Below are 23,108 nucleotides of genomic sequence, written 5' to 3'. Positions count from 1 at the left end.
TAAGGAGAGAAATATTCTCTCCTTCATTAGTTCTATTTTCTACAGTCGAAAGAAGAACTAATCTTCTTTTCGAGCATGTTTTCCAGTAAATGCAACACCAGCTAATCCTAGAACACCACTTAATGCATAGAATCCTAAAGCAGTTTCTGCACCCGTGTTGACTGTACCTGTCTTTTTCTGAGATTCAGACTGAGTTTTCTTAGCTTCCTCTGCTGCTTTTTTAGCTTCGGCTTCGGCTTTTTTCTTAGCCTCTTCTTCTGCCTTTTTAGCTTCTTCTTCAGCTTTCTTAGCCTCTTCTTCTTTTTTGATCTTATCTAGATAAGAAGTCAAAGCTTTATTTGCTTTATCAAGCTCAGCTTTTGCAGTCTCATAGTCACGACTTGCATTTTCCAATTGTTCTTTATTTGCATTCCATTGAGCTTCTACACCTAAGAACACATTTAAAGCAGTTGCATATTCCTCGTATGCAGTTCGCATAGAACCCATTTTTGAATACAATCCAAGTACAACATCATTGTCACTGTCAACAACATCCATGAATCCTACTGGATCTGCACATAACTTCTTATAAGCTTCATATGCTTTTTCGACTTGTCCTTTGACATCTTTGATAGAAGCTTGCTCATTTTCTAATTGACCAATAGTTTCATCTAATTTTGCAATAGCTTCGTTGAAGTCTTTAATTGCTTTTTGATGTGCACCAATTTGTTCCTGAGTACTTGCAATCTCTGCTTTCAAATCTTTTAAACTCTTTTGTTTTAAAGTAGCTGTTTCAAGACTAGCTTTTGCAGTCTGCACCACACTTGCTTTTTTAGTTTCTTCTGCTTTTGCAGTTTCTAACTCATCTGCTTTTTGTTGAGCATCTTTTTTAGCAGTTTCTAATGTTTTCTGACTTGCTGTATATAAAGACTTCTTAGTGTTTTCATCCTTTAGAGCTTCACCTAAAGCCTTCGATTTAACGTCAACATCTTTTTCTGCCACATCAAGATTTGCTTTGGCAGTTTCGATACCCTTATTTGCCTCATCTAAGACATCTTTTCTCTTCTTCAAAGTTGCCTGTGCATCATTTACGATGCCTTTTTTGTTTTCAACATTCTGATCTGCATCCTTCTTCTCTTGTTGAGCATTTTCAAGAGCTTTTTGTGCATTCACACGATCAACAGTTTCCAACTGTGCTTTTTGTGTTCTTAAACCTGTGATTTCATTTGCCATATTGAATGCAGTATCATCATCGCACAACTTGTCGAATGCCGCCTGCTTAGTGGCTACATTTGCCTTAGCACGTGCAGTCGCATTGGTTGCTTGTGTAACCTGTGTTTGTACAGTTGCTACATTTGTTTGTGCATTTGTCTGAGCCGCAGTCTTAGTGCCTAAAACTTGTCTTTGATTTTCCAACTCTGCCTTCAAGGCTTCTAATTTTAACTCTCCATCCTTCAAGATACTATCTGCATTCATAAGCTTGTTATAGTATGCATTGAACTGAGCTTCAAATTCATCGATTGTCATCGTATTGGCATCTGTAATATTAGATGAATATTTAGGATTAGCAAATACCTGTCCCGCATTGCATCTGTATCCATCTGGTGCAGGTGTCTTTGAATAGATATATCCTGCCCCAGATACAGTATAATCAGGATTTACCAAAGCTAAATAGTGTCCTACTTGAATATTTCCATGTCCAACGGCTTCCATGACTTCATTGTACTTATTTTGATCGTTTCGTACTTCAGTAATTGTCCATCCTTTGGCAGTGATATAGTCATAGACCTGCTTTTCTGAATCATACCATCCTTCATAAAGACCTTTATCGTTTTCAGACCATGGAGATGCAGCAATGTTTTCACCTACATTATAAAGCTTCGAATGTCCAAATACTTTTCCATTAGCAGTAGCATTAATCTGCACTTGTGAAATGGCAAACAATGTTGGATTCACTTTTAAATCCTCTAAGTTTGTGAAGTTTGTATCGCCAGTTCTTAAAGCATTTCCATATCGCACCATACTTAAGGCACGCTTGAAGTTTTCTAAACTTGTCGCATCATTTTCTGCACCAATATTCGTACTTCCACCATTCGCAGTGCTTTGTTCTTCTAAGATTTTTAAAGCATCTGTGTATCCATAAGCCTCAAAGAACCCTTTTGATCCTTGTTCGATTTTTGCCTGAGCTTGTTCTTTATCTGTACGTAGTTGTGTGACTACCTTTTCTTGTGCAATGACTGCTTCTTGAGCTTCATTTACCTTGCTCTGTTGTGTTGTAACATCCTGTTTTGCTTTTTCTAGATTAGCTTTCGCAGTCTCTAATTCTTTTTCTTTAGATGCTTGATTTGCTTTTGCAGTTTCTAATTGTGCCTTTGCCTCGTTTAATGCAGTTTCTGCATCGTTGATAGTTTGATTTAGCTCATCTAAAGCCTTTTGCTTCTCTGCAATTTGTGCATCTAGATTAAGAATTTCCTGGTTGACATCTGAAAGACTTTTTTCTGCACTTGTTACAGCATTTGCTTTTGCTGTTTGATTTTCAAGTGCAACCTGTAGATTTGTCTGTGCAGTGACTAATTCATTTTCTGCATTTTTGATATCTGCCTCATACTGAGCTTTGATCGTAGGATCACTTGCTCCATCATAGATTGCCTTTTTTTCGTTGTAGTTAGCTACGGCAGTATCTAATGCTTTTTGTGCCTCGTTCACACTTGTCTGTGCTTCTGCATAGGCTTTTTGTGCATTTTCTACATTCTGTGTAGCTTCTGTTGCTTTTGCTTCAGTTTCTGTCTTTTGTTGTGTCAAAGTTGAAACAGTGTTTTGTGCCTCTTCTAAAGCTTTTTGAGCTTCTGCTAAAGCTTTTTCTTTTTCTTCAACATCTTTTGAAATCTCTTCTTCAGATGTTCCGTTTAGTAAAGCATCATATTTTTTCTGTGCTTCCTGTAATTTAGAGTTAGCATCAGCAAGTGCATTTGTTGTTTTATCCAATTGTGTCTGCAATGCCTTTTTCTGTTCGTTGGCTTGTCCTAATTTCTTTTGATTTTCTTCTAGATTGGCCACTTGTTTTTCTAACTCGCTTACAATAGCTTTCTGTGCTTCTAAAGAAGATGCATCATAATTGCTCTTTAATGTATTGACATTTGCCTTTGTAGGTACATAAGTGCCTTCATTGTATGTATCATAAACTTTTTGAGCTTTTTCTTCTGCTTCTTTTGCTTCATCAGCTTTCTTCTGAGCCTCATTGATTTTTTCTTGTAACAATTCTTTTTCTGTCTTTTCAATTTTTGACTCTTCTTTGTTGGCAGGCGTAGAGTTAATATCTGTTCCATCGGCTGTTGCACCTTTTGCAAATACACTCATTTGCCCTGCCTGTGTTAAAACCATGCTGGCTGCTGCCAAACTTGTTAATAATTTTTCCTTTTTCATTAAACTATCCTTACCTTTCCTTTGAGTTTGAGATATCAAAAATACAGATTCATTAACAATTAGAAGTGTTCTTTTCAGCTTTAAGTTTATTCATGAAATCCAATGTTTCATTCAACTCTTTCTCATCAAGATTTTTTAAAGATTCTTTAATACTTTTCAAAATCTCTAGCTCTTCCAAAGTTATATTTTCCATAATATACTCCCTAAGTATCTACAAGAAACATTATAGTATCTTTCATAAACTTGGTCAAACGATTACGTTGATTAAAGATACTTTTCTTACATATAATTATGAAATAGAAAGGTTTATTACAATGAGTGATGAAATAGGAACACGTGTTAAGAAAGTTAGATTACGTAAAGGAATCAGTCAAGAACAATTCGGAGAAATAATAGGGATTAAAAAAGCTGCTGTATCTAAAATTGAAAATGGTGAAAACAGTCTATCAAAAGGAAATCTATTAGCCATTTGTCGCCAATTCAATGTAAATAAAGAATGGTTAATCAATGGAAACGGTGAGATGTTTACCCCTAAATCAAAAGAAGATGAAATTCGAAATTTCTTTGAGAACGCTATTTCTTCTGATTCTGATATTGCGAAAATTCAAAGAAAATTCATATCCACTTTAGTCTCACTAGACGAAGAAGAATGGATTGTATTAGATCGATTCATGAAACATTATATTTATAGTAAATAACAAACTTTACTATCCAATTTAGTAGAACAAAAATAAATAAAGCGATACAGAACACAAACATGTGCTACCGTATCGCTTTTTCTAATCATTCATTGTTTTTAAAATTGTTATATTCCTCGACAACCTTATTTACATCCTTCATATCATCAAATAACATGTCTAATATAACTTGCTTAGTAGGCTCATCCACAGAAGAAACACTATCTTTTATGAAATTAATTATAGTATTTAATGCCTTTCTATTCGATGCTTTAGCTGAAATCAATTCAAAAGGGCTATAATCTTTATTTGTAATTCTATTTCCTGTCGAATCATAGCAAGAACTAGTTATTTCTTTCAATTCTATTTTTTTTCTACTTAATTGATTATGATCATCCCACATATAAACAAAATCACCCATTTCAAATTCATCTTCTGAAAAACACTCAAAAGGTACGCCAATTGCTTCAGAGATTTGTAGAACCATTTGTGGCGTAGGATACATTCTAGCATCAAAATATTTGTAAACAGAGTTTCTTGAAACATTCACTTTTTTTATTAAATCAGCAATTGATACTGAAAAATGGTTCAATACATTTCTCAATCGAGCTCCAAAATGTCTATTGATATATTGCACTTTATCCTCTGAGATAATCACTAAATTTGTTTTATTTTCCATGTCATAATTATACCGCAAAAATGTTGTAAATTTATAGAAATTAAAAAAAATTAAAATTGATCGTTGTATTTATGTAAACCACGGGTTATATTATATATGTAAACCATGGATTACATCGTATATGTAATCCACAGTTAGAAAAGGAGGATATAATCTATGTGTTCAATTAACAAGCGAGTACTTATTGCTTCTCAACCATTTATAAAAAAAACAAATGCTAGAGAAGTCATTGGATGCAACCATAAAGCCATCAATGTATTATGGAACAAGGTATGCGAAGAATATGAACAAGAGTATGGTCCAGTACCTAGTTATGGAATACCAACATCATATTTCTTATCTAAAGCACACATAAGTATTGAAGACTTATTATTAGCTGAAGAAGCACAAAAAAAATTCAATACCAATTCATAATGAAACTAGTATTGAATTCAATTACAGTGCCATAGCACTTATAATTATACCGCAATCTAATTATAGGCAATATAGGCATAAATTTCAAATCAAATATGCATTTGCTATGGCACTTTTTACCTAAACTAAAGGAGAAAAAAATGCCAAATTTTAAATTTACAAACATCAAAGAATTTGGTTCTTCTTACATTCATGAGAAGGACACTGAAGATATCGTACAAGATATCGCGCCTATAGGAACTACTATGCTTTATGCAACAATGAAGCAAGGAAAATCACTACTTGGACTTTCTGAAGCTCTAAGTGTTGCCAACACAAATGAAGATACTTGGCTTGATTTGAAAATAAAAAATGGTAATGTCTTATATTTTGGGCTCGATGATTCAGATAAAGTACTAAATGAACGTTTAAATAAATATTGTGACAATTTGCCAAACTTTTACGTCGTTAATTCAAAAACTTATAGAGAATATTGTTCTACTCTTAATGGTATGTCTAATGGAAATAAGTTTAATACCATAGTCAATGATTTTATTAGCCAACATGGATCTGTATCACTTGTAATTGCTGATACATTTGAAAAAATCAGATTCAATAAAGATAGAACATATAATTCTGAAGTTGAAGAAGTTAGTATTTTAAAACAAAACGCTCAATATTATAGATACAATCTTTTATTGATTCATCATGCTACAAAATTCAAAGATGGCAATTTATTCGAATCTTTTTATGGATCAAATGGTCTAGGAGCTGAAGTTGATGTATTAATTACACTTCAAGATAGTGGTGATTCTGATTATCAGTATTTATATGCAAGAGGAAATGCTTTTGAAGATAAAAAACTTCTTATCCATAGAAACGATGATCTAAAATATGAACTTGCTAGTATCAATGAAGCTGATTTAGTTGAAGATTTTCCTGATAAAAGCTATTTAAAAATATTAAAATATTTCACAAAACAAAGAAATACAATTATTGACAATTCAGAATGCTTTACGTATCAAGGAGAATACCAAGACTTTATACAAACTTTAGACTTAGATATAGATTCACGTGGATTGGGTAAATTATTAAAGAAATATGAGCAAAGATTAAACGAACAGCATATATATTTCAACACAAAACATCTTCGAAATGGAATGCATTTAACTATGATTATACCTGCCAATATGAATGATAACGTTTCTTTCTTTGAAGATGGAACATTTATTATCGAAAAAATTGAGGAATCCTTAGGTGATTAATCATGGCGCAATACAAAGATAAAAACGGGCACTGGTACATTGTTTGTACCAGTCCCATTACTCATAAAAAAACTACTATAAGGAAAAATCCATTAAAACATACAAACTTTCAAACTAAAACTGAAGCCAAAGAATATGAATTCTATTTTATTCACAACAAAATAGATCATAATATTCGTTTTGGACAATTTTTCGAAATTTATAGAAATGACTATAAGCGAAGAAATGTTTCTGACTACGATATTCAAAGTCGGTACAACACATATTTTAAGCAATTTGAAAATAAAAAATTGATTAATTTCACCAAAAAGGATATTGAAAAGGTTGCACTTTCTATGAAGGAAAATGGTTGTTCTATTAGCTACATCAATTACATGACAACTTACTTTAAATCTATTATGAATTTTGCTGTAAAAGAAGGTTACATTCCAGTTAATCCTTTCAACGGCTATGAAAAGATTAAAGAAGTTAAGACATCTAAAAATGATAAATTTCTTCAATATTGGACAGATTCTGAAATACAAACTGCAATACAATCTATCCCTAAATGCTTTGATTCAACAAAAACTGATATCATTCAAATACGTCATCTGATTCTATTTGCTTTTTTTACCGGAATGCGTTACGGCGAAATACGAGGATTAAAATGGTGTGATATAAATTTTGAAAAACGCTTAATTTACATAGATCGTCATATTAATAAAAAAAATGTGATATTGGATGGTCGTAAAAATGGAGATTATCATACCCTTTATATTGATGATAATACTATGGACGTATTAACAGAAATAAAGGCCAGATACGAAACTAAAAAAGAGTTTAACAACAAATGTTATGTATTTCATTCTGCAACAAGAGGACTAAATTATCCATTAACGACATCAACTGGAAATAAATATATGAAAGCCTTAGCCGAATATAATCACCTTCCACACATTAAATTTCATGGTTTAAGACATTCTTGTGCTAGCTATTTAATAAGTGTAGTAGGTTTAAATGTCTATGAAGTTGCTGATCGATTAGGGGATACTGTTAAAGTAACAATGAGTGTTTACGCTGAATTATTCAACGAAACCAAAAAGAATGCTGCGACTAAAATGAGCCAATATAAGTTTGATTGTTGACAAGCAAAAGGATTAACATTATATGACTAGACTTAGTAAATTGCATTAGAGAGATTTGATGTTTTTACTAAAGACGAGAAGTAAAATTACTTTTCGTCTTTTTTTTGGGTTGTAGGGCTGTGCCCTGCCGAAAGGAACCCCAGATGGACAAAACGCAGTTTTGTACACGGGGTGTATTTCGCTCCATTAATTATTAAAAAAATTAATGGAGATCAGTTAGTTTTTATGACCACAAAAATAGGACAAAACAACAGGATAATAGAATCATCAGAAAGAAAGAAAGGTGATTCAAAATGGCAAGACAATTTCTGCAGCAAAATAATCTGCATAATGTAGTAGGCAGAATAGAATATATTCGTGGTGACACAGGTAAACAGGAATATATGATGGCATACTATTCAACGATGACAGATGAAGAGTGGAAAGACTTGGCACACTACAACCAGGAGCGCTTCAAATCAAACAAAAAAGGATTTAACAAAAATAAAAAATGCAGTGCAATCGAAGCTCGTGAACTCATACTGCATATTCCCCATGAATACGCAAATCGTGACCCCAACGAGCTTGCTAAGCTCGTTGGCGACGATTTTAAAAGGAAATTTGGAACTGATTGCTGTTTAGCTATCCATTGGAATAAATCAAAAACAAATTACCACATCCACCTAATCTACAGTGAACGTGTGCGAGAAAATAAAGTGACATCTCGTAATATGTATTATGATGCAGAATGGAAAAAATGCAAAAAGGCTGATGCGGTCAATGTTGTTCATAAAGGCGATGTCATCTCAAAATGGAGCGATAAGGACACTAGATTTAAACAGAAATCCTACATACAAGATGTCATCAAGCCGTATTATGCTTCTAAATTCAAATTAGAAATGTATAAGGATGATGGTTTGCATTTGAAGGAGCAGAAGGAATATAAAATCAATCCAACATCTAGCATTGAATATATTGAGTTACACGATAAAATTGTCGAATATAACAAAAATGTGCGTACTTGGAACAATATGGTAGATGACGTATTAGAGCGGTCGCCTGAATATTGCGTATTACATCCATCTGACCACAACACTGTCGTTAATAAATCTAAAATGAACCTACCACCAACCAAAAAACATGAATACACACAGTTTATTGATGTAGTAATGAAGCCTGCAGTAACTGCCCATAAGGAACAACGCAAACATCATAAGGAATACTTGAAGTATATGATAGAACGAGTCAAAGAAGCCTTAAATGCGCTTGTAGAACGTTTTAAATTGAATGCTTCAAAACAATCAACTACATCTAATATCAGTATGAAGAACTATAAACAGATAACAAAACAGAAACCTTTTAAACCACAAATGAAGAAAAAAACTAATAAGGATATTTCTAAATTTATAAAGCACCAAAGCGATTTTGAAAGAGACTAGTAGTATATTGTGTGATTTGTGATATTAAAATCAGGAGTTATTTATAAGTCATTAAGCACTAGTCACATATCACATATCGTATAATTTTATAAAGGTAATTTTATAAAGGTTTTCAAAAAGGTTTTCAAAACTATCTATAAACAGCAAAAAAGCCTTTATATAAAGGCTTTATTCACTATATGGCGTCGACGGAGGGATTCGAACCCCCGACCGTGCGCTTAGAAGGCGCATGCTCTATCCGGCTGAGCTACGTCGACAACGCATATATTTTATAACATAATCAAAATATATGCAAGCTTAAATTTAAAATTTAGTCTAACTCAAAAGCACCCGTGTACAATTGATAGTATTTACCCTTTTGTTTCAGCAAGTCCTCGTGATTTCCACGCTCAATAATATGACCTTGTTCTAATACCATGATCGCATCACTATTTTGAATCGTTGAAAGTCTATGTGCAATCACAAATACCGTTCTTCCTTCCATTAACTTATCCATACCTTCCTGAACAATCCGCTCCGTATGTGTATCAATGGAACTTGTTGCCTCATCCAAAATCAATACAGGAGGATTGGCAACCGCTGCACGTGCAATGGATAAAAGTTGTCTTTGTCCTTGCGACAAAGATTCTCCACCTGCATGAATCATTGTGTCATATCCATGCTCTAAGTGTTTAATAAATTCATGCGCATTCGAAAGTTTACTAGCCGCAATACACTCTTCATCACTTGCATCTAAACGACCATAACGAATATTATCCATAATGGTACCGGTAAATAAGTTTGTATCCTGCAATACAATACCTAATGATTTTCTAAGATCTGCTTTCTTGATTAATTTTACATCAATACCATCATATGTAATAGATCCAGATTGAATATCATAAAAACGATTTATTAGATTCGTAATGGTTGTTTTACCAGCACCTGTAGCTCCTACAAAGGCAATTTTTTGACCTGGTTTCGCAAATAGAGAAACATCAAACAAAATCTGTTTATTTGGATTATAAGAGAAGTTCACATTTTCAAAACGGACATCTCCACGAAGTGGAACCAATTCATCTTGTCCATTTTTTCTTGGATGATGCCAAGCCCAATGATCATGATCAATTTGTTCTAAAGTAACCACACCATCATCCACTTCACTTTCTGTATCGATGATTTCATAAATACGCTTAGCACCAGCATCCGCCATGATTACCGCATTTAACTGCATACTAATTTGTCCAATTGGATTTGTAAAACTACGATTCAACTGCAAGAATGCCGCAATACCACCTAATGTTAAGCCAGCAATATGATTTAGCGCAAAAATAGAACCCACAACCGCTACAAGCACATATGAAATATATCCAATATTCATAACAATTGGCATTAAAACATTCGCAAACGTATTCGCATTGGCACTTGCTTCAAACAACGCATCATTTACTTGATCAAAATCTTTGATGCTTTGTTCTTCATGCGTAAAAACTTTAATGACTTTACTACCTTCCATCATTTCTTCAATAAAACCATTTTCTACACCCAATTGTTTTTGTTGGGCAATAAAGTATTTACCTGATTTTGCCGAAATCTTTTTTGAAGTATAAACCATCAATAAACCACATGCGATTGTTAAAACAGCCAATGGAACATTTAAGATAAACATAGAAATCGTAACTGAGACAATTGTCATTAAAGATACAATGACCTGAGGAATACTTTGAGAAATCAACTGTCTTAATGTATCCGTATCATTTGTATAAACGGACATGATATCACCATGTGCATGTGTATCAAAGAAACGCAATGGCAACGTCTGCATATGTTCAAATAATTCATCACGAATATGCTTCAAAGTACCTAACGAAATTGTGACCATTATACGATTATATCCATATGTAGCTAAAATTCCCACAATATAAATCATTGCCAATTCTATTAATGCATTTAATAAAGGCGCATAATTTGGAACTGTTTGTGATAATAACGGAACAATATAATCATCAATCAAGCTCTTTAAAAACATACTTCCATATACATTGGCAATACTTGACACTATAATTAATACAAGCACAATAAAACTTTCAATTTTATAAGAAGTGATTGTTTCTTTAATAACACGCTTTAAACTATTCGTATCCCTATTGTTCATCAAAATCACCTCCATTGTTTTGTGCTTCATAAGTTTCTTTATACATCACATTTGATTTCAATAACTCTTCATGACTTCCTAAGCCTGAAATTTTTCCATCATCAAGAACTAGAATTTGATCAGCATCTTGAATACTTGAAACACGCTGAGAAATAATGATTCTTGTCGTATGTGGAATCTTCTCTAAGAATGCTTGTCGAATCAAAGCATCTGTTTTAGTATCTACAGCACTTGTAGAATCATCTAAAATCAAAATCTTAGGACTCTTCAATAAAGCTCTTGCGATACATAGACGTTGTCTTTGTCCACCTGAAACATTTGATCCACCCTGTTCAATATACGTATCATATTTATTTGGCATCAATTGAATGAATTCATCTGCTTGAGCCAATTTACAAGCCTCCATAATTTCTTCATCACTCGCATTTGGATTTCCCCAACGCATATTCTCCTTGATCGTTCCTGAAAATAAAACATTCTTTTGAAGAACCATTGCGACATTATCACGAAGCACTTTTAAATCATAATCACGAACATCAATACCCGCTACTTTCACACTCCCTTGTGTTACATCATATAAGCGTGGAATCAATTGTACTAAACTCGATTTACTAGATCCTGTTGAACCAAGAATTCCTAGAGTCGAGCCTGAAGGAATGTGCAAATCAATATGACTTAAAATATCTTCATCATTTCCATAATGGAATGAAACATCCTCAAAATCAATGGTTCCGTTTTCTACTGTTTGAATACCATTTTCAGGACTTGTAAGATCTGATTCTTGATTTAATACTTCAGCAATACGTCTTCCACTCGCAATTGACATTGTCACCATGACAAAAACCATACTCATCATCATTAATGACATCAAAATACTTGTTGTATAAGTAAATAGAGACATCAACTCACCAGTCGTCATATTTGAAGCCACAATTTGATGAGCCCCTAACCATGAAATCAAAAGAATTGTGCCATACATACAAAGCTGCATCACAGGAGAATTAAACACTAATATTTTTTCCGCTTTACCTTGAATACTAAAAATAGTCTCACTTTCTTTACGGAACTTTTCAATTTCATGATCCTTACGAACAAAAGATTTCACTACACGAATTCCTAAAATATTTTCTTGAATACTCGCATTTAAAAAATCATAACGAGAGAAAAGTCGACTAAAGATGGGACTTACAATAAAAATAATTCCAAATAAAACAACACCTAAAACAAGTACGGCAGCCACAAAAATCAAAGCCATTTCTTTATTAATGATAAAAGCCATAATCAATGAAGCTATCAACATAAGTGGTGCACGAACACAAATACGAATAATCATCTGATACGCATTTTGAATATTTGTAACATCTGTCATCATACGTGTAATTAATCCACTTGTTGAATAGGCATCAATATTTGAAAAAGAAAAGTTTTGAATATTACGATACTCTGCTTTTCTAAGATTCTTCGCAAATCCACTCGATGCGATTGCCGCATGCTTTCCACTTTTTGCACCAGCCCACAAAGATACAAAGGCTGCCACCAACATTAAAAAGCCATAAAACCAAATTGAAGACATATCTCCTTTTTCAATACCATTATCGACTAGAATAGCCATTAAAAAAGGAATAATCACTTCAAGGATAGCTTCAATTGAAACATAAACCGGACTTAAAATTGAATCCTTTTTATATTCTTTCACTTCATTCAATAAAGTTTTAATCATAATAAACCCCCTTATTCTAAATTTTGAGCAAGTTCTTTCAAAATTTCCAACAACTGCTTTCGCTTTTCTTCTCCTAAGGCATCACTAAATTTTGATTCCATGATTCGAATCTGATTTTCAATATCCTCATGAAGATCCTGCTCTTTTTGTGTTAATACGATTGTACGTACCCGTTTATCTTTAGGATTAAGTTTTCTTTCAATAAACCCCTTTTGTTCTAAACGATTTAGAATTCCAGTAACTGTTGGATTTGAAATATGAAAATGCTCCTCAATGTCTTTCTGAATGACTACTTCTTTATCCGTAAAATGAAGATATCCCAAAACATCACGCTGTGACTTTGTTAAATCATACTTCTTTAATCCTTCATTCATATGTTTGTCCATTTTTTTCTTGATCAAACCAAAATAAAAACCAATTTCATCATTATCACGCACTGTATTCACCTCATTTTCATAGCGTGCTATATTTTATACATAGTACGCTATATATTTTACTCAAACAATTCCATTTGTCAATTTTTAAATTTTTAGTTATCATACTTATGTATGAAAAAAAATGAAGAATATATAGTAACATGTATCGATGATACAGATTTAAATAGTGGTGTTGTTAAAATTGACGATATGGTCGTCTTTGTTCCTAACTTATTAATTGGTGAAAAGGCAAAAATTAAAATTGTTAAGGTCAACAAAAAATACGCTTTTGGCATTATTATTGAACTTTTAAAGCCAAGTATAAACCGTCAAGAACTAACTTGTGAAGTTGCCAAAACATGTGGTGGATGCCAACTACAACATATGAGTTATGCCTATCAATTAGACTATAAATATAAACATGTTAAAAAGCTTTTTGAAGGCATAGAAGTAAAGCCAATTCTAGGAATGGATAATCCTTGGTACTATCGTAACAAAGCACAATTTCCTGTTAAAATTAAGGATGGAAAAGTACAAATGGGATTTTATCGTCAACATTCAAATGATGTCGTTACATGCAAAGAATGTAAGATTCAAGACCATGTGATCAATGAAGTATTTAGCTTTATTCAAAAAAAGATCACACTTAAAATGGCTCAAGATTTAAGACACGTATTTATCCGACACTCAAGTACAGATGAAATTCAAGTGGTATTTATTGGTAAAAACGAAAAAAATATTATATCTTTATCTGACCAATTAAAAAACACATTCGCAAATATCACAAGTATTGTATTTAACTACAACACACGAAATGACAATGTGATCTTAGGCGATACATATAAAGTGTTATATGGCAATGACTATATCATCGAAGAATGTTTGGGTAATAAAGTAAAATTACATTTTAAAGCATTCTTCCAAGTCAACCCTAAACAAATGGAAGTTCTATATAGCCAAGCCATTAAAGCCGCTAATCTTACTGGAAATGAAACATGCATTGACATGTATGCAGGTACTGGAACTATTGGAATGGCTGTAAGTCAACATGCCAAAAGTGTGATTGGCGTTGAAATCGTTAAAGAAGCCGTAGATAATGCCAATGACAATACCAAAATGAATCATCTCGATCATTGTCACTACGTTTGCCAGGATGCCACAGATTTTGCGCATGATCATAAAGAGGATAAAATTGATGTTATTTTTATTGATCCACCAAGAAAAGGCATGACTGAAAATGGTATTAAAGACACAATAACAATGCAACCTGATAAAATCGTATATGTTTCTTGTAATCCTAAAACATTATCAAGAGATTTAAAAATATTTAAAGAATATGGATATCAATGCGAATACGTACAACCCGTTGACATGTTTTGTCAAACTATTGGACTTGAATGTGTTGCCAAGCTGACAAAAATAGTGTAATATTTTAACACTATGAGGCCGTGGTGGAATTGGTAGACACGCTACTTTGAGGGGGTAGTGAGTAATGCTCGTGTGCGTTCAAATCGCATCGGCCTCACCATATAGATATGAAAAGTGCTTCGGCACTTTTTTATTTTGCACAAAAAAACTAGACCACAATGGCCTAGTTGTCTTTACTTGGAAATTTAAATACTTGCTCCCCCTCTTTTGTCACTAAGTATTTTCCGCGCGCAATATATTCAACATAATCTGGATTTGTCAAATTTTGTTTTGCCTTCTCCAATTCCTTCTTTTTTGAAGACAAAGCTTTTTTCTCTTTCTGCTTTTGATTTATACTAGTCCTTAACTCATGAGTCATGGCCAATTGACGCATTCCACCCATGATTAAAAAAGCAGACATCCCAAGCATTACGAAATATACAAATACATGTTGAATCTTTTTCCGTCTTCCTTTCATAAATAAATCCCCTTTTTAATATAGCACACTTTTGAAAGCGAATTCAATGAAAATTATTTCACGCGCATAGCTAAAATCGCTATATCACTCGGATTAATACCCGAAATACGACTAGCCTGTCCCAATGTCAAAGGTCGAATTTCCGTTAATTTCTGTCTTGCCTCTAAAGAAAGATTATCCATATTCTCATAATCCAAATCATGAGCAAGCTTCATTTTTTCCATTTGTTGAAGATGCTTTGCATCACGCTTTGCCTTTGCGATATATCCAGCATACTTTGTTTGAATCTCAATTTGTTCATTGATTTGATCTTCATAGTCTAATCCTGTATATTTAGCCAATCCCTTTACCGTGATTTTTGGACGTTTAATCAAATCCAATGCACTACATCCATGTGCTAATGGTTCAAATCCTAAACTCTTTAGATATTCATCCACATCACTATTTGGTTTAATATGCGCATTTGAAAGTTCTTCTCTAGCCACTTCAATAGCTTCCATTTTATTTTTAAACGCATCATATCTTTCTTGTGAAACCAAACCGATTTCATAACCTTTTTCTAGTAATCTTTGATCCGCATTATCATGGCGCAACAACAATCGATATTCAGCACGTGAAGTCAATAAACGATATGGTTCTTTCGTACCTTTTGTACATAAATCATCTAACATAACACCAATATACGCTTCATCACGACGAAGGACAAATGGTTCTTTTCCATCCACTTTCAAAGCTGCATTTGCACCAGCCATTAAACCTTGACCAGCTGCTTCTTCATAACCACTTGTACCATTGACTTGTCCTGCCGTAAATAAGTTTTCAACAATTTTACTTTCCATGTTCGGCTTCATTTGAAGTGGATCAATCGCATCATATTCAATCGCATATGCATATTTTTCAATCACACAATGCTCTAAGCCAGGTAATGAATGAACCATTTCTTCTTGTACATCAATTGGCATAGATGTTGAAAAACCTTGAATATAAATCGTATCCAATTCTTTTGATTCCGGTTCTAAGAAAAGCTGGTGTCTTTCCTTATCCGCAAAACGAACTAATTTATCCTCAATACTCGGACAATAACGAGGCCCTACACCTTTAACCAATCCTGAATACATGGCAGAATCATGTAAATGTGTATGAATAATTTCATGCGTTTTTGGTTGTGTATAAATCAAATGACAAATCTCTTGTTTTTCAAAAGGCAATACGTCTTCTGGGTTTGTTGTCTCACTAAAACGTAAAAACTGATTTGTCCCCGGCTGAGGTTCGGCCTTTGAAAAATCAATTGTATCCATTTTTACACGTGCTGGTGTCCCCGTTTTTAAACGGAATGTACGAATTCCTGCATCACGCAAAGACTTTGATAAAGTATTCACTGTTCTTTGTTCTTCTGGACCAGAAACAGTTGACGTATGTCCTCTTAAGACATTACTTGTCATATATGTACCTGCCGTCAAAACAACCGTTTTACTTTCTATAAAAGTTCCATCTTCTAATTCAACACCAATGGCTTTACCATCTTTAATAACCACACTTTTACATGCAGCCTCAATAATATCTAAATGATCTTGTTTTTCTAAAGCCTCTTTCATAAAACGCTTATACGCGATCTTATCACTTTGAACACGCAAACTCCATACTCCTGGGCCTTTTGTCGTATTCAACATTTTAAATTGTAAAGCGGTTTTATCCGCTGCAATAGGCATCATACCACCCAACGCATCGATTTCACGTACAACAATTCCTTTTGCCGGTCCACCAACACTTGGATTACATGGCATAGAACCAATCATATCCTTACTTAATGTCACAATGGCCGTTTTTTTATTCATTCGACTCGATGCTAAACATGCCTCAATTCCAGCATGTCCAGCTCCAATTACTATAACATCATACATTTTATACACCCGATTTCTTTCTTAGTTGAAAGTGAAAAATACTTTGAGGAACTTTTAAATATAAAGTTACAACTACATATACAATTACACTTAATAAACCATTTAAACACATCTTGAATAAACATACTAGTTTTGAACCATCAACTCCATACAATCCTAATTTGGATAATAGTATAGAAGTAATCCACAATGCGAGTAAGCCGACTAAAATACGTACTGAAATAATCATTGTTTTACGATAAGAAATATGATACACATCATGAATTTCTTTTAAATTTTTATAAAGAATATAGCCCGTACCTAATAAGCTTGAAATAACAGCACCCGCAATACCCATGATCCATACAAATGGAATCAATAATACACCTTTGATCAATACACCAATGGCTAGATTCTTTAAGACATTTTTTCTTAATTCCAGTGACACCATTAAATTTGTCACCAAAGGAGCAAATGTAGATAAGAATCCTTCTAAAGCCATCCATTGCACAACAAATGTACAAAGTTCTAAATTCTCAGAATAATACAATGTATAATTCAATGGTCCTGCATACGCAAAGATACAGAAAGATACTGGAATTGCGACATAAAGTACGACATTAATACTATCCAATACATTCTTCTTAACAAGTTTATAATTTTTCTTAGATAAAGCTTCTGAAATATGTGGAATAATAGCTGTCGCAAAACCAGGACCCAAAATCATTGGAATCGCATTTAATTTTCCAGCAACATAGTTCGATGCAGAAATAACAGTTGTGGTATCTTTCGCATTGTAATGCATCTTTAACCCTGTTGGTAGTAAAAATCCATTAAATACCTGGTCAATATTTCCTAGAATCGCAACAACCAAATATGGAATGGCTAAAATAAGAATTTCTCTAAAGATCTTTTTAGCTGAATGACAAGCCTTTGTCTGTTTACTTGCCATTTCATCAACCACATATTGATGTTTACGATCAAAATACGCAAATTGTGCAATTGCCGCAATTGTTGCCACAGAAGTTGACATTACAGCTGCATATAATGCATATTTTTTATCCCATCCAAACGCATATACAACTAAACAAGCCGCACTTAATAAAAAAGCTACACGGAATACTTGTTCAAAAGCTTGAGAAAATGCATATTCCTCCATTTCTTTCAATCCTTGATAATATCCTCTAAAGGCGGATAAAACTGGAACAAGAAAAATAGCTAAAGATAATATTTTTAAGCAATTTGCCATAATATCCGCATTCTTGGCTACCATAGCTGGCGCAATGACATTGGATAAAGTAAATAATAGAATCATTCCTACAAATCCTGTTAATCCAAGTATCGCAAACGCAATTTTTTTAACTAAAATAACACTTTTGGCATCTTCCAATGCGATATAACGTGCTACTAAAGTTGCAACCGCAAAAGGAACACCCGATTGAAATATAGTCAATAAATAAGCATATATATTATAAGATTGTGCATATACAGATTGATATGCTTCTGATTGCAGTATATATGAAAATGGAATTGTATATGCCAATCCAATTAATTTTGAAACAAACAGACCACCCGTACCAATCAGGCCGCCAACAATAATCGACTTTTTAGCCGCTGAAGATTTTGACATAAAATAAAATACCTCCAATTTCATAATTATAACATACATCTATAAAAGTATTATCATTTTTTAATCATTAAGAGTATAGTAAATATGAAGAAGGTGAAATTATGTATCCTGCCTATATCCATACACAAGCTACGGCTCGAAACATCGATCATGCCGCTATTGAAACATATCGAATCCCAAGTCTGATTCTTATGGAACATGCAGCTATAGAATCGACTAAAATCATTGAAAAACACATAACTATTGATAAATCAATTTGTATTCTTTGTGGACCTGGAAACAATGGTGCGGATGGATTAGCTATCGCAAGACTTTTACAAACTAAATATTCGAAATTATTTGTAGTTGTTCCAGAAGTCAAAAATATGTCTGAGGAAGAAAAAATTCAATTTCAAATGATTCAAAATCTCAATATTGAATATGACTATAACCTACCAAACGAAACATATGATGTTTACATTGACTGCATCTTTGGCACTGGATTATCAAGAGACATCACAGGTTTTTATAAAACGATGATTCAAAATGTAAACGCAACACTTTCAACTATCATCAGTATTGATATGCCTAGTGGCATCGATGCCACGATGGGCAATATTCTAGGTTGTGCTATTCATGCAGATTACACAATCAGTTTAGATTGTTATAAACAAGGACAATGGTTAAACAATGGTAAAAGTCATTGTGGAAAATTATATCTTGTAGATATTGGCATCCCTCAAATTCTACATCAAAAATGTATGGACATAATAAAAGTCTTAAACGAAGAGGATATCCATATCCCAGATCGTCCATTATCAGCTCATAAGTCAACTTTTGGCAAAGCCTTGATGATTGGAGGAAGCCAAAACATGCATGGAGCCATACATATGGCAAGCTTGAGTGCTTATAAAAGTGGTATTGGAACACTTACATTAATGGTTCCAGAATGTATTTCAAATATTCTTGCAATCAAATCTGATTTTTATATGCTTCTACAATGTAGTGATCGTAATGGAACCTTTAGTTCGAAAGCCATCGAAGTTTTGAAACAAAATATGAATAACTATTCCATCCTTTCAATCGGCAATGGTATGCAAAAAAATAATGTTACAATATCTTTAGTGGAACAAGTATTAAAGAGTGATAAAAAAGTTGTTCTTGATGCGGATGCCTTATGGGCTGCGCAAAAAAATATTGATTTGTTAAAACGAAATGAAACAACAATCTTAACTCCGCACATTAAAGAGATGTCGGATTTAACGGGTATCAACATAACAACAATCTTATCAAACCCATTTGAAATTGCACGTGACTTTTCTAAAGAATATCCAAGCTGTGTACTGATACTAAAATCAAGTCAAACCTATATTGCCCATCAAGGCAATGTATATGTTTTAGATGCACAAAACGCTGGCCTTGCCAAAGGTGGCAGCGGAGATATATTGTGCGGTATAGTTGTAGCAATGCTAGGTCAATGCAAAGATCCAATGCAAGCGGCTCTATGTGCTACCTACATTCATTCGCAAAGTGCTAAACTCGATATAGACTTAGCAAGTTTCATGCCAGAAGATATTATCAACAACATTCCAAACACATTAAAAAGGCTGAGATCCTAGTGATTCTCAGCCTCATCTTTTTCTATTAAAATTTTTATAGTTTGAACTGCACATTCCATCAATGGTTTTAAATCATGATTTTGAATGTTTGATAATCCCGCTTTTTCTCTTTCCTGATTAGCCAAACATAAAAACATAGCTCCACTACGAACATGTCGAGTTTGACTAACAATAAACACAGTACTCGATTCCATTTCGGATGCTAAACAATCTAGCTTACAATAAGCACTCCATTTGTTTTGCAACTCTTGATAAACTGGCATCGTTTCAGGCGCATGCTGACCAAAGAAAGAATCCTTACTTTGAACAACACCTACATGATAAGGAAGACAAAGTTTTTTTGCACTTTCAACTTGTGCACTTAATACATCAAAATGAGGCACAGCTGGAAATTCAATGGGCGCATATTCACGTGTAGTACCTTCTTGGCGAATAGCACCACTAGCAATCACGATATCGCCACCTTGAACATCAAGTCGCATACCACCACAAGTACCTACCCGTAAGAATGTATGACATCCAAGTCGTACAAGTTCTTCAATTGCGATTGCAGTACTAGCTCCACCAATACCAGTTGAAACTACACTGCATAATATCCCATTCATATATCCTGAATATGTAACATATTCACGGTTATCCGCAACAAAATAAGAATCATCTAAATATGATGCGATATCTTTTACTCTTTTTGGATCACCCGTCAAAATGACATAATCACCAACATCATTTTCAGATAGTTGAATATGATATTGTTTATTTGAACCTTCTGTGTAATCAATCATAATATATCCTAGAAAGATTGGAATTGTATGTAGTAGACATTTGGATGAAACATTGTCGTATTAAAGCTATAAGCTTGACAATCATCTTTTTCTCCATCCCAATCATTGTTAAGTTTAGATAAAAGATCATCAATTTCATTTTCTTCTAATTCACTTGTCGCATAAAATTCCATACAACCTGCTAAACTTGGCTGTAAACGACTTGGAGAATAAGACATTTTTGAACAAATTTCATTCAATGCATTTTGAACAAGTTCAACAATCGCATCATCTTCTTTATCTACAACAACATGTAATCTTATCTTCATTAAGCATTCACCTGATCTATAACATATTTACATAATTTCTTTAAGTTTGTATCGTTAGATAAAGTAATAACTTTACCCAAACTTAAATTCAATGCCGCAATAACGGGTTCATCCTTATCCATCAAGACATTTAATGTACCTGTGGCATTTTCATAATATACATCAAACAAATAACTTTGTTTTCCGTTATCTTCTTTCTTTTCTCTTAAATCAAAATGAAAAGCATCCTTATTCTTTAAAATAATACGAACAGCTCCAGCTCCAGAGCTAGGGATTGATTTTGTCATAAAAGCCTCCTACTTTTTATTAGCATCATAAGTAAGCATAATGCCTAAATTCGAATAAATGCTTAAATCTACATCCGCAACATCACAAGTCACATGAGCCTGCATACCTTTCAATTTAGGCAACATAGCTAATGCTTTCTTTGCATCTTCACTATGTAAAGCTGAAACGGATAATGCGATTAAAATTTCATTTGAATGTAATCTAGGGTTGACTGAACCTAAATATTCTGTTTTTAGATTTTGAATAGGCACAATAGCTTCAGGAGAAATCAACACTTTATTTTTATCAATACCCGCTAGATATTTTAATACATTCATTAATACAGACGAACATGCACCCATTAAGTTTGTCGTTTTACCTGTAATAATTGTTCCATCATCTAATTCAATTGCACCTGAAAAAGAACGAGAATCTTCTTCTTTTTTACGTGCAGCCATAACACACGGACGATCTAGTTCTGTAATTCCAGCTTTATTCATTACGACTTCTTGTTTTTGAACTTCTTCATGCGAACAAAGTTCATGTGCATAACGAGTCTTACTTACAAAATAACGACGAATAATTTCTTGATTACTAGCATTACAACAAGCATCATCATCACTAATACAAAGTCCAGCCATATTAACACCCATATCGGTTGGACTTTGATAAGGACTTGAACCATAAATTTCTTCAAAAATGTTTTTTAATACTGGGAAAATTTCAATGTCACGATTGTAGTTTACCGTAACTTCATTGTAAGCCTGTAAATGAAATGGGTCAATCATATTTACATCCGCAAGATCTGCAGTAGCTGCTTCATAAGCAAGATTCACAGGATGATTCAAAGGAAGATTCCAAATTGGGAATGTTTCATATTTTGCATATCCTGCTTTAATACCATGTTTATGTTCGTGATATAACTGTGATAAACATGTAGCCATTTTTCCACTACCAGGACCAGGAGCTGTTACAACAACTAATGGACGAGTCGTTTTAACATAATCATTTTTTCCAAATCCAGAATCAGAAATAATTTTTTTCGTATCTGTAGGATATCCTTCAATATAATAATGGAAATACACATCAATTTTTCTACGTTTTAAACGAGCCTTAAACAAATCAACCGCTTTTTGACGATTGTATTGTGTAACAACAACACTACCAACATATAATCCACGTTTAGTAAATTCATTGATCAAACGTAAAACATCTTCTTGATATGTAATTTGAAGATCTGAACGCGTTTTATTTTGTTCGATATCATTTGCGTTAATAACAATGACAATTTCTGCATCGTCCTTTAACTGCATCAACATCTGTAGTTTTGAATCTGGTGAAAACCCAGGTAAAACACGAGATGCGTGATAATCATCAAATAATTTACCACCAAATTCCAAATATAATTTATCTCCGAATTGAGCAATACGCTCCATAATATGCTTAGATTGCATTTCTAAATATTTTTGATTATTAAATCCAATTTTGTTCATATTTTTTTACTCTCCATACAACGCATTATTGTACAAT

The 23,108-nt window shown here is 33.4% G+C and carries 20 protein-coding genes and 2 tRNA genes; 8 read left to right on the top strand and 14 right to left on the bottom strand.

The window, feature by feature from the left end; all coding sequences use genetic code 11:
- Window positions 1-57: 57 nt before the first annotated feature.
- Window positions 58-3,402 carry a coiled-coil domain-containing protein gene (locus EUBIFOR_RS10285; protein ID WP_040466494.1) on the bottom strand — a complete coding sequence of 1,115 codons (3,345 nt, stop codon included), beginning with the start codon at window positions 3,400-3,402 and terminating at the stop codon, window positions 58-60.
- A 52-nt stretch (window positions 3,403-3,454) separates the two neighbouring features.
- Window positions 3,455-3,595: a hypothetical protein gene (locus EUBIFOR_RS13020; RefSeq protein WP_003865986.1), complete on the bottom strand. Its 141-nt coding sequence runs from the start codon at window positions 3,593-3,595 to the stop codon at window positions 3,455-3,457.
- A 121-nt stretch (window positions 3,596-3,716) separates the two neighbouring features.
- Between EUBIFOR_RS13020 and EUBIFOR_RS13015 the strand changes: the two genes are divergently transcribed.
- Window positions 3,717-4,100 (top strand): helix-turn-helix domain-containing protein, encoded by a 384-nt coding sequence (locus EUBIFOR_RS13015; RefSeq protein ID WP_050755973.1) that lies wholly within the window; start codon window positions 3,717-3,719, stop codon window positions 4,098-4,100.
- 85 nt (window positions 4,101-4,185) lie between these two features.
- Here EUBIFOR_RS13015 and EUBIFOR_RS10275 read toward each other — a convergent pair whose 3' ends face one another.
- A complete protein-coding gene (locus EUBIFOR_RS10275; RefSeq protein ID WP_003865984.1) occupies window positions 4,186-4,758 on the bottom strand; it encodes a helix-turn-helix domain-containing protein in 573 nt (190 codons plus the stop codon).
- A 156-nt stretch (window positions 4,759-4,914) separates the two neighbouring features.
- Between EUBIFOR_RS10275 and EUBIFOR_RS10270 the strand changes: the two genes are divergently transcribed.
- The 4 genes from EUBIFOR_RS10270 (at window position 4,915) to EUBIFOR_RS10255 (ending at window position 8,958) form a co-directional block, all read left to right on the top strand.
- On the top strand, window positions 4,915-5,172 hold the full coding sequence (locus EUBIFOR_RS10270) for a hypothetical protein (protein WP_003865983.1): 258 nt from the start codon (window positions 4,915-4,917) through the stop codon (window positions 5,170-5,172).
- A gap of 140 nt (window positions 5,173-5,312) precedes the next feature.
- Window positions 5,313-6,416 carry an AAA family ATPase gene (locus tag EUBIFOR_RS10265; RefSeq protein ID WP_040466493.1) on the top strand — a complete coding sequence of 368 codons (1,104 nt, stop codon included), beginning with the start codon at window positions 5,313-5,315 and terminating at the stop codon, window positions 6,414-6,416.
- 2 nt (window positions 6,417-6,418) lie between these two features.
- Window positions 6,419-7,540 carry a tyrosine-type recombinase/integrase gene (locus EUBIFOR_RS10260; protein ID WP_003865981.1) on the top strand — a complete coding sequence of 374 codons (1,122 nt, stop codon included), beginning with the start codon at window positions 6,419-6,421 and terminating at the stop codon, window positions 7,538-7,540.
- A 293-nt stretch (window positions 7,541-7,833) separates the two neighbouring features.
- On the top strand, window positions 7,834-8,958 hold the full coding sequence (locus EUBIFOR_RS10255; RefSeq protein WP_003865980.1) for a hypothetical protein: 1,125 nt from the start codon (window positions 7,834-7,836) through the stop codon (window positions 8,956-8,958).
- A 180-nt stretch (window positions 8,959-9,138) separates the two neighbouring features.
- Here EUBIFOR_RS10255 and EUBIFOR_RS10250 read toward each other — a convergent pair.
- From EUBIFOR_RS10250 to EUBIFOR_RS10235, 4 genes are all read right to left on the bottom strand, one after another.
- Window positions 9,139-9,215: transfer RNA gene (locus EUBIFOR_RS10250), tRNA-Arg, on the bottom strand.
- A 53-nt stretch (window positions 9,216-9,268) separates the two neighbouring features.
- A complete protein-coding gene (locus tag EUBIFOR_RS10245) occupies window positions 9,269-11,092 on the bottom strand; it encodes an ABC transporter ATP-binding protein (RefSeq protein ID WP_040466492.1) in 1,824 nt (607 codons plus the stop codon).
- Window positions 11,082-12,812: an ABC transporter ATP-binding protein gene (locus EUBIFOR_RS10240; RefSeq protein ID WP_003865978.1), complete on the bottom strand. Its 1,731-nt coding sequence runs from the start codon at window positions 12,810-12,812 to the stop codon at window positions 11,082-11,084. The genes EUBIFOR_RS10245 and EUBIFOR_RS10240 overlap by 11 nt, the downstream gene beginning before the upstream one ends.
- A gap of 11 nt (window positions 12,813-12,823) precedes the next feature.
- On the bottom strand, window positions 12,824-13,249 hold the full coding sequence (locus tag EUBIFOR_RS10235) for a MarR family winged helix-turn-helix transcriptional regulator (protein ID WP_003865977.1): 426 nt from the start codon (window positions 13,247-13,249) through the stop codon (window positions 12,824-12,826).
- A gap of 111 nt (window positions 13,250-13,360) precedes the next feature.
- On the opposite strand from EUBIFOR_RS10235, the gene rlmD reads away from it, so the two are divergent.
- Both rlmD and EUBIFOR_RS10225 read left to right on the top strand, forming a co-directional pair.
- Window positions 13,361-14,656, top strand: a complete 1,296-nt coding sequence (gene rlmD / locus EUBIFOR_RS10230) for a 23S rRNA (uracil(1939)-C(5))-methyltransferase RlmD (RefSeq protein ID WP_003865976.1) — start codon at window positions 13,361-13,363, stop codon at window positions 14,654-14,656.
- Window positions 14,657-14,670: 14 nt separating this feature from the next.
- A tRNA-Leu gene (locus EUBIFOR_RS10225) sits at window positions 14,671-14,756 on the top strand.
- Between the two features lie 63 nt (window positions 14,757-14,819).
- On the opposite strand, the gene EUBIFOR_RS10220 is transcribed toward EUBIFOR_RS10225, so the two are convergent.
- From EUBIFOR_RS10220 to EUBIFOR_RS10210, 3 genes are read right to left on the bottom strand one after another with little or no spacing between them, the layout of a single operon-like run.
- Window positions 14,820-15,113: an FtsB family cell division protein gene (locus EUBIFOR_RS10220; RefSeq protein ID WP_003865975.1), complete on the bottom strand. Its 294-nt coding sequence runs from the start codon at window positions 15,111-15,113 to the stop codon at window positions 14,820-14,822.
- A gap of 53 nt (window positions 15,114-15,166) precedes the next feature.
- A complete protein-coding gene (gene mnmG / locus EUBIFOR_RS10215) occupies window positions 15,167-17,014 on the bottom strand; it encodes a tRNA uridine-5-carboxymethylaminomethyl(34) synthesis enzyme MnmG (protein WP_040466491.1) in 1,848 nt (615 codons plus the stop codon).
- A 1-nt stretch (window position 17,015) separates the two neighbouring features.
- A complete protein-coding gene (locus EUBIFOR_RS10210; protein ID WP_040466490.1) occupies window positions 17,016-18,623 on the bottom strand; it encodes an oligosaccharide flippase family protein in 1,608 nt (535 codons plus the stop codon).
- Between the two features lie 101 nt (window positions 18,624-18,724).
- Between EUBIFOR_RS10210 and EUBIFOR_RS10205 the strand changes: the two genes are divergently transcribed.
- Window positions 18,725-20,221 carry a bifunctional ADP-dependent NAD(P)H-hydrate dehydratase/NAD(P)H-hydrate epimerase gene (locus EUBIFOR_RS10205; RefSeq protein ID WP_003865972.1) on the top strand — a complete coding sequence of 499 codons (1,497 nt, stop codon included), beginning with the start codon at window positions 18,725-18,727 and terminating at the stop codon, window positions 20,219-20,221.
- On the opposite strand, the gene udp is transcribed toward EUBIFOR_RS10205, so the two are convergent.
- From udp to EUBIFOR_RS10185, 4 genes are read right to left on the bottom strand one after another with little or no spacing between them, the layout of a single operon-like run.
- Window positions 20,218-21,003: a uridine phosphorylase gene (gene udp, locus EUBIFOR_RS10200; RefSeq protein WP_003865971.1), complete on the bottom strand. Its 786-nt coding sequence runs from the start codon at window positions 21,001-21,003 to the stop codon at window positions 20,218-20,220. The genes EUBIFOR_RS10205 and udp overlap by 4 nt on opposite strands.
- Before the next feature lie 8 nt (window positions 21,004-21,011).
- A complete protein-coding gene (locus tag EUBIFOR_RS10195; protein ID WP_003865970.1) occupies window positions 21,012-21,311 on the bottom strand; it encodes a hypothetical protein in 300 nt (99 codons plus the stop codon).
- Window positions 21,311-21,598, bottom strand: a complete 288-nt coding sequence (locus EUBIFOR_RS10190) for a hypothetical protein (protein WP_003865969.1) — start codon at window positions 21,596-21,598, stop codon at window positions 21,311-21,313. The genes EUBIFOR_RS10195 and EUBIFOR_RS10190 overlap by 1 nt, the downstream gene beginning before the upstream one ends.
- 9 nt (window positions 21,599-21,607) lie before the next feature.
- Window positions 21,608-23,071 (bottom strand): DUF1846 domain-containing protein, encoded by a 1,464-nt coding sequence (locus EUBIFOR_RS10185; protein WP_003865968.1) that lies wholly within the window; start codon window positions 23,069-23,071, stop codon window positions 21,608-21,610.
- Between the last annotated feature and the right edge of the window lie 37 nt (window positions 23,072-23,108).

Source organism: Holdemanella biformis DSM 3989 (genome assembly GCF_000156655.1).
GTDB lineage: Bacteria > Bacillota_I > Bacilli_A > Erysipelotrichales > Erysipelotrichaceae > Holdemanella > Holdemanella biformis.
This window is presented reverse-complemented; position numbering and strand designations above follow the sequence as displayed.